Here is a 2,255-nt window from a genome sequence, read left to right on the forward strand (position 1 = left end):
TTAAACCTCTAATTCTGAATACGGCAGATCGGGCGCGGCTCCAACAATGCGCCCATCTTCAATATAAGCACTGCCATTAGCTACAGAATCACCTAAAACAGTACTTTGTGAACTATCGCTGTGTTCAACTGTAGTTGTGCCGTCAGTATTCACCTGAACAATTTTAACTATTGAGCGCTGCTTATTGCTTAGTACAGCGCTCAATCTATTTAATGTATTAGACATTACTCACCGTATTAATTGTTTGATTTACAGTTATGGCGCCTCGAGCATTTGTAGAAGCTGTTATAGAAACACTGTCGCAAGTGGCTTTGTATAAAGAGTCCGTATAGCGGATACCCACTAACATACCTGGTCTTATCGGCGGCAAATTTGATAGTAGCTTGGTCCTAATCGTTGATTCTTTTTTGTTTCCACTTCGAGCAAGCTCACACGTTCCGCGCTGCCTTGCAGCTTGGTTATCAGTTATTAAACTATCGACAATATCAGAAGCATATTGATCGCCCAAAGTGTCACGCCTCTTTATCTTACATGCCACGCCCTGCTGCTCACCTCTGACAAACACAGCGTTATTTTCTTGATTTATGGTCTCACGACATGAATGCTCGAGTATTAGTGACTCATTCAAAATAACATCACAAACTGCAGTCTCAGTGTCCCAAGGATTAACCGGCCACTCTGGGATGATAGACACCTCTTTTTTTACATCATCAAAATCAAGAATTGCCCCCACACTTTGTGCAATACGAAGAACGGCCCCTGCTGGTGTTAACTCGCGATAGCTAAACGCATTCGGGGGTACGTTAAAATCTACCATCTTATTTTTTAGTATCCACCCCGTATTTACTAAAGCGTCTGAAAGCAATCCAGCGAAAGTTTTATTAACACTATTAGTGTAATTACCTGCCCTAGAATATGGAGATGATAACAAAGCAAAACGACTGCGAATTGAAGCGCTAAAACTGTTGCTACCAAATTTTAGAGACGTGTTCGGCTGTTCGCATATCACAATAAATTGATAGCCGTTTACTGATACTAACAACTCATTATTTAAGGCGCGTTCCATGTCTATTTTTGAACAAAACTTAATTGAGCCGGTTGCTGCAAATTGCCCTCGACTTATAGAGTAACTAAAGCTGCTAATAATGATGTCCGTATTGTCAGACAGTCGTTTACATGTAATCGTTGGCTGCATAATGTATGAACTCTGTAATTGAGGCTCGATTGGGATTTTTCTATCAATAGTGGGAATGTCATCGTCTGACCTGATCAACCCCCCAGAGATACCTAGAAAACACTGCTTAGTTGTTCCAAACACAAGCTTAGAAGAATGCTTCTCTCTGCCCATTATTAGTTTAACTACGCCTTTTTTGATGAACGGCCATTCGCAAATATAAGCAGCATTTGAAGGGCCGTAGTAAATGCGCGAGTAAACCTGCCCTAGTTCACCTTTAGAGGAACCAAAATCAACACTTTTAGTAATATCTCGAAAGGTTGACCACGTTGCCAGTTTGAACACCGATTGGTCTTTTGAAATCTCTTGCGCAACATTTAATTCAATCTGCATCGATGGCAATGAACAATAGTTAAAGTTTAATGTTTTCTCGTAAACATCAAGTTCCCTTGATTCTATTGTCATGTGCTTTTCAATTGTGTCTAGCACTGGACTGTAAATATCGATACCCAACCCGATATGGTTCGAATTTAACGTGTAATAAATAGAGGTTTGCTGTTGAATCTGCGCTCTCTCATTTTGAGTTAAAACAATATCGCTTTTAACTTTTAACTGCTTGTTCCATGACGTGTGAGATTCAATTCCGATAAGCTGCTCTATGGCTTCAAATAGAACTGTGACTTTGCCATGCTGTTTATTTACAGCTCTGGAAAATGAGATATTTATCATTTCATGTTCTCATAACTCGCTTTTATGTGATCTGCAATTTCTGCATTAAACTGACCATGATCATCGAATATAATCATCGAAAGACCTTCACTGCCAGCGTATTGATAAGGGACAAACAAGCGGCCAATTCCATTAGCTTTTTTATGCGCTACTATGCGTAAAGTATTTCTATCTAAAAGCGCAAACCTTTCGGCCTTTTCATCTAGTTCATAATCCAAAGCTGCGCCAATAATGGGATGATTTAAATCATTTACGACACTGTGAATAATCATTACCACTCCTCACAGTTCACGTATAACCCCACCGCATTTTGAATTGTCACAACTGCGTAGTGTTTTTGCCCATTAATGTA

3 protein-coding genes are annotated in these 2,255 nt (G+C 39.8%); all 3 read right to left on the reverse strand.

Going from position 1 to position 2,255, the window contains the following annotated elements; genetic code table 11:
* The 3 genes from N473_RS23115 to N473_RS23125 are packed head-to-tail and all read right to left on the reverse strand — an operon-like array spanning position 1 to position 2,175.
* The gene (locus N473_RS23115) at positions 1 to 225 is read right to left on the reverse strand and encodes a hypothetical protein (protein ID WP_063370005.1); all 225 of its coding nucleotides are present in this window, start codon (positions 223 to 225) and stop codon (positions 1 to 3) included.
* Positions 218 to 1,903 carry a hypothetical protein gene (locus N473_RS26600; protein WP_081221401.1) on the reverse strand — a complete coding sequence of 562 codons (1,686 nt, stop codon included), beginning with the start codon at positions 1,901 to 1,903 and terminating at the stop codon, positions 218 to 220. Before N473_RS26600 ends, N473_RS23115 begins: the two co-directional genes overlap by 8 nt.
* The gene (locus tag N473_RS23125; protein ID WP_063370006.1) at positions 1,900 to 2,175 is read right to left on the reverse strand and encodes a hypothetical protein; all 276 of its coding nucleotides are present in this window, start codon (positions 2,173 to 2,175) and stop codon (positions 1,900 to 1,902) included. The genes N473_RS26600 and N473_RS23125 overlap by 4 nt, the downstream gene beginning before the upstream one ends.
* Positions 2,176 to 2,255 lie beyond the last annotated feature (80 nt).

The sequence above is a fragment of the Pseudoalteromonas luteoviolacea CPMOR-1 genome, assembly GCF_001625685.1.
Classification (GTDB): domain Bacteria; phylum Pseudomonadota; class Gammaproteobacteria; order Enterobacterales; family Alteromonadaceae; genus Pseudoalteromonas; species Pseudoalteromonas luteoviolacea_K.

Excerpts from the sequence above, each read along its gene's own strand:
- N473_RS23115 (WP_063370005.1), bottom strand. The coding sequence starts at position 225 with ATGTCTAATACATTAAATAGATTGAGCGCTGTACTAAGCAATAAGCAG.
- N473_RS26600 (WP_081221401.1), bottom strand. The coding sequence starts at position 1,903 with ATGATAAATATCTCATTTTCCAGAGCTGTAAATAAACAGCATGGCAAA.
- N473_RS23125 (WP_063370006.1), bottom strand. The coding sequence starts at position 2,175 with ATGATTATTCACAGTGTCGTAAATGATTTAAATCATCCCATTATTGGC.